Annotated in this window: 3 protein-coding genes; 2 read left to right on the plus strand and 1 reads right to left on the minus strand. The window is 45.9% G+C overall.

Annotated elements, in window-relative coordinates:
- The first annotated feature begins 223 nt into the window (after window positions 1-223).
- The gene (gene aceB, locus CAG68_RS10475) at window positions 224-1,852 is read left to right on the plus strand and encodes a malate synthase A (protein ID WP_017820561.1); all 1,629 of its coding nucleotides are present in this window, start codon (window positions 224-226) and stop codon (window positions 1,850-1,852) included.
- 120 nt (window positions 1,853-1,972) lie between these two features.
- Window positions 1,973-3,286, plus strand: coding sequence for an isocitrate lyase (gene aceA, locus CAG68_RS10480; RefSeq protein WP_005381733.1), 1,314 nt, complete (start codon window positions 1,973-1,975; stop codon window positions 3,284-3,286).
- Between the two features lie 123 nt (window positions 3,287-3,409).
- Here the strand turns inward: aceA and CAG68_RS10485 are convergent, their stop codons facing one another.
- Window positions 3,410-3,859 carry a CBS domain-containing protein gene (locus tag CAG68_RS10485; RefSeq protein ID WP_017820562.1) on the minus strand — a complete coding sequence of 150 codons (450 nt, stop codon included), beginning with the start codon at window positions 3,857-3,859 and terminating at the stop codon, window positions 3,410-3,412.
- Window positions 3,860-3,939 lie beyond the last annotated feature (80 nt).

Below are 3,939 nucleotides of genomic sequence, written 5' to 3' on the forward strand. Positions count from 1 at the left end.
GTTTATATTGGGGGTTTCACTAAACCCCTTGTTGATATAGCTTATTTAAAGGCCGATACGACTTATGTCTAGATTGAAAATACACGTAGCATTACGCAATCTATCGGCATGGCTAGACGAGTTGAACACAAAGTTAAAGGATGTAATTTGTTGTTCATAACTTACAAATGTAGCTTTACGCTGACTGCCCAAGATTGATAAAGCACGTTAAGGATGAATGATTATGCTTGCTCAGACAGAACAAAAAACACAACAACTAAAGCAAACCCAAGGCATGCTTGAGGTGAATGGAGTCGTTGCTCCAGAACATCAAGCAATTTTCCCTGTTGAAGCCCAAACCTTTTTATCTCTACTGTGTGAAAAATTTGCCGGACGTGTTGAACAGTTGCTGGAAGCAAGAGAAGAGAAGCAAGCACGTATTGATGCTGGTGAGCTACCAGATTTTCTACCAGAGACACAAGACATCCGGGAAGGAAGTTGGAAGATCCTAGGAATCCCACAAGATCTGCAAGATCGCCGTGTGGAGATTACCGGACCAACTGACCGCAAGATGGTGATTAACGCACTGAATGCGAATGTAAAAGTGTTCATGGCAGACTTCGAAGATTCAATGTCTCCTGCATGGAGTAAAGTGCTGGATGGTCAAATTAACTTGCGCGATGCTGTTAATGGCACCATCAGTTACACCAATCCTGGCAATGGCAAACATTATCAGCTGGAAGATGACCCAGCGGTGTTGATCTGCCGTGTTCGCGGCCTTCATTTAAAAGAAAAACACGTTACGTGGCACGGTCAGATCATTCCAGGTGCGCTATTCGATTTCGCTCTGTATTTCTATAACAACTACAAAGCGTTACTTCAAAAAGGCAGTGGCCCTTATTTCTACCTTCCAAAACTGCAATCGCATCACGAAGCGAAGTGGTGGAGCGAAGTGTTCCATTTCACGGAAGACTATTTCGGTTTGGATACAGGCACCATCAAAGCGACTGTGCTGATTGAAACCTTACCAGCGGTATTTGAAATGGACGAGATTCTGTTCTCGCTTAAAGAACACATCGTTGGTTTGAACTGTGGTCGCTGGGATTACATCTTTAGCTACATCAAAACATTGAAAAAACACTCAGACCGAGTACTGCCAGATCGCCAAGTGGTAACGATGGACAAGCCATTCTTAAACGCTTACTCGCGATTATTGGTACGTACTTGCCATAAACGAGGTGCTTTCGCGATGGGAGGAATGGCCGCATTTATCCCAGCTAAAGACCCGAAAGAGAATCAAAAAGTATTAGACAAGATCCAGACTGACAAATCGTTAGAAGCAAACAACGGCCACGACGGTACTTGGGTGGCTCATCCAGGTTTGGCTGACACTGCTATGGAAGTCTTTAGTGCTGTGCTGGGTGAACGCACCAACCAGTTGGATGTGAGCCGTGCAGAGGATGCGCCTATTACAGCAGCCGAACTGCTTGAGCCTTGTGAAGGCGAGCGCACTGAAGGCGGAATGCGCCACAATATTCGCGTTGCGCTGCAATACATCGAAGCTTGGATTTCTGGCAATGGTTGTGTGCCGATTTACGGACTGATGGAAGACGCTGCAACGGCAGAAATCTCACGCGCCTCTATCTGGCAATGGATTCAACACGGCAAGTCGCTAGACAACGGATTAAAGGTCACTAAAGAGCTGTTCGAGCTCTATCTCAAAGAGGAGATTGAAGTCGTGAAGCAAGAAATTGGCGAGCAGCGCTACCATGCGGGTCGATTTGAAGAAGCAGCAGACTTAATGGCAAGGCTCACGACGAGCGATGAACTGACCAACTTTTTGACAGTTCCTGGTTATGACTACCTGGATTAATAAAGAATAACTGTAACACCAATAACGTGAAGGATTTTCAAGGCAGATAGGGAAGTACTGCCTGAGAACGGAAACTCAACGCACACGCATAAAGTGCAAATTATAAAGAGGGATAGACCAATGACTAACTTAACTCGCCGCCAACAAATTGAAGCTCTGGAAAAAGACTGGGCAACTAACCCACGCTGGAAAAATGTGAAGCGTACTTACACTGCCGAGGAAGTGGTGGAACTGCGTGGCTCTATGGTGCCTGCAAACACAATTGCACAACGTGGTGCAGACAAACTTTGGTCACTGGTCAACGGTAGTGCGAAAAAAGGTTACGTAAACTGTCTTGGTGCGCTAACGGGTGGTCAAGCCGTTCAACAAGCTAAGGCAGGTATTGAAGCGATCTATCTGTCAGGCTGGCAGGTAGCGGCGGATAACAACACCGCTTCGACGATGTATCCAGACCAATCTCTTTACCCAGTAGATTCTGTACCGTCAGTAGTAAAGCGTATCAACAACTCATTCCGTCGTGCAGACCAAATTCAGTGGGCTGCTGGTAAGACGCCTGAAGATGAAGGTGGTATTGATTACTTCCTACCTATCGTAGCGGATGCGGAAGCGGGCTTTGGTGGTGTGCTTAACGCTTACGAACTAATGAAATCGATGATCGAAGCCGGTGCCGCGGGCGTTCACTTTGAAGACCAGTTAGCATCGGTGAAAAAGTGTGGTCATATGGGTGGTAAGGTATTAGTTCCTACGCAAGAAGCTGTACAAAAGCTCGTTGCAGCTCGTTTGGCTGCTGACGTAGCGGGAACAACAACATTAGTTATTGCTCGTACTGATGCGAATGCGGCGGATCTCATTACTTCAGATTGCGACCCATATGATAAAGACTTTATTGAAGGTGAGCGCACTCAAGAAGGTTTCTACCGCGTTCGCGCGGGTATCGACCAAGCGATTTCTCGCGGTCTGGCTTACGCACCATATGCAGACTTGATTTGGTGTGAAACGGCTACGCCATGTTTGGAAGAAGCACGTAAGTTTGCAGAAGCAATTCACGCTGAATACCCAGATCAATTGTTGGCATACAACTGCTCGCCTTCATTCAACTGGGAGAAAAACCTAGATGCAGAAACCATTGCTAAGTTCCAACAAGAGCTTGCAGACATGGGCTACAAGTACCAATTCATCACGCTAGCAGGCATTCACAACATGTGGTTCAACATGTTTGAACTGGCACACGCTTACGCTCAAGGTGAAGGTATGCGTCATTATGTTGAGAAAGTTCAGCGTCCTGAATTCCAAGCGGCTGAAAAAGGTTATACGTTTGTTGCGCACCAACAAGAAGTAGGTACAGGTTACTTCGATAGAATGACCAATACTATCCAAGGTGGTAACTCTTCAGTGACAGCATTGACAGGTTCGACCGAAGAAGACCAATTCTAATTGGCAGAGAAACACTTCCTTAATCAGCGTCAGTAATGGCATTTTGAGCGGCAACCCTGCCGCTCTTTTTTCGTTTAACCGGTGTAAAAACGAAACTTACAACAAAGAGAATACGCTTGCGTACTACTCTTCCTGCTCGATTTCTTCAGGTTCCACTTCTTCTTGCAGTTCCAATAAGTTAATCGCAATGGTCACAAAGTCACTGTCAGTAATGATGCCGACCAATCGACCTTTGGTGACAACAGGTAGACAGCCAACTTTATGCTTTTGCATATAGATAGCGCTCTCTTTGAGCCCCGCGATAGGCTCTGCCGTCATGATATTGGTGTGCATCATTTCGTAGAGCGGTGTGTCTAAAGTAAAAGATTGTTCAGCCTCATCTGGGTGCAAGCTCGATTCTTGAGCAGCAAGAATGTCGCGTTGAGTCACCAAGCCTTGTAAGTGGTTATTGGCATCAACAACCGGAATGTGTCGAATATCAAGCGCATCCATCATGCTTTTTGCATCACGCAAGGTGTGCGTGCGCAGTAAGGTATGAGGATTACGAGTCATCATGTCTTCAACCTTGATCATAGAGACCTCCAACGGCATTGTCCTTCTCTTAAATATAGAGAATATTTTTCTGTATATCTGGGAGCTAACTCGTTTTTCAT

The sequence above is a fragment of the Vibrio sp. V42_P2S4T144 genome (assembly GCF_009904715.1).
GTDB classification, from domain to species: Bacteria; Pseudomonadota; Gammaproteobacteria; order Enterobacterales; family Vibrionaceae; genus Vibrio; species Vibrio alginolyticus.

What these genes read in the sequence shown, in the direction of transcription:
- CAG68_RS10485 (WP_017820562.1), bottom strand. Translation starts at nt 3,859, where the DNA reads ATGATCAAGGTTGAAGACATGATGACTCGTAATCCTCATACCTTACTG.
- aceB (WP_017820561.1), top strand. Translation starts at nt 224, where the DNA reads ATGCTTGCTCAGACAGAACAAAAAACACAACAACTAAAGCAAACCCAA.
- aceA (WP_005381733.1), top strand. Translation starts at nt 1,973, where the DNA reads ATGACTAACTTAACTCGCCGCCAACAAATTGAAGCTCTGGAAAAAGAC.